This window comes from Flaviaestuariibacter amylovorans (genome assembly GCF_039541815.1).
GTDB lineage: Bacteria > Bacteroidota > Bacteroidia > Chitinophagales > Chitinophagaceae > Flavisolibacter > Flavisolibacter amylovorans.
The window spans coordinates 1-821 of sequence record NZ_BAABGY010000010.1; the positions used below are offsets into that span (position 1 = coordinate 1).

The window sequence follows — 821 nt, forward strand, 5'->3', positions numbered from 1 at the left end:
TAGGCCGTGTTGACAATTACTTTGCATTAGTGAGCGCTGCGGCGAGATAGACGAATGCGAGGAAGCAGGTGTCGGTTTTATCATAGCGTGTTGCGACGCGTCGATAATGTTTGATGCGGCCGAAGAAGCGCTCGATGCAGTTTCGATCCTTGTATTTGTCTTTATCGATTGTTCGCTGCTGGCGGCGGTGGCGTTTTGAGGGGATGACCACCTCGGCTCCCGAGCTGCGTACGGCACCTACAAAAGCATCTGAATCGTATGCCTTGTCTCCGATCACGGCTCCGGGCTGAAAGCCCTCCAGCAGCGCCGCTGCCTGCGTTGAGTCATCGCGCTGGCCTGCTGTGAGCAAGAGCCGCACTGCCCGGCCCCGGGCGTCTGCAGCTCCATGGATCTTGGTGGTCAGTCCGCCGCGGGAGCGCCCAAGGGACTGCGCCCCGTTTTTTTACGGGCACCGGCGGCGTGCTGGTGGGCGCGAACGGAAGTGGAGTCGACCATAAGCTGCCTGAGATCAGCATCCGCAAACTCCTCGAAGACCCGCTGCCACACACCAGCCAGGGCCAGCCGCTGGAAACGCCGGTACACAGAGTTCCACTTGCCGAAGCGTTCGGGGAGGTCGCGCCAGGGAGCTCCGGTGCGCGCAATCCACAGCACGGCATCAACGAACAAACGATTGTCTTTAGCGGTAACCCCGCGCTGATCAGCACGGCCAGGCAGCAACCCTTCAATCCGCTGCCAAACTTCATCAGGTACACTGTATCTGCTCTTCACGGAAGTTTATCTACAAAAAGCAAACCCTCCGCCAATTGTCAACACAACCTAGG

At 58.8% G+C, this 821-nt stretch carries 1 protein-coding gene; it reads right to left on the bottom strand.

Annotation, left to right across the window (positions count from 1 at the left end; all coding sequences use genetic code 11):
• Nucleotides 1-16: 16 nt before the first annotated feature.
• Nucleotides 17-768 (bottom strand): IS5 family transposase gene (locus ABD937_RS16825; protein WP_425185813.1). Its coding sequence is split into 2 segments (ribosomal slippage): nt 17-435 and nt 435-768, totalling 753 coding nucleotides; the frame shifts between segments, so codons are not numbered across the junction.
• Nucleotides 769-821 lie beyond the last annotated feature (53 nt).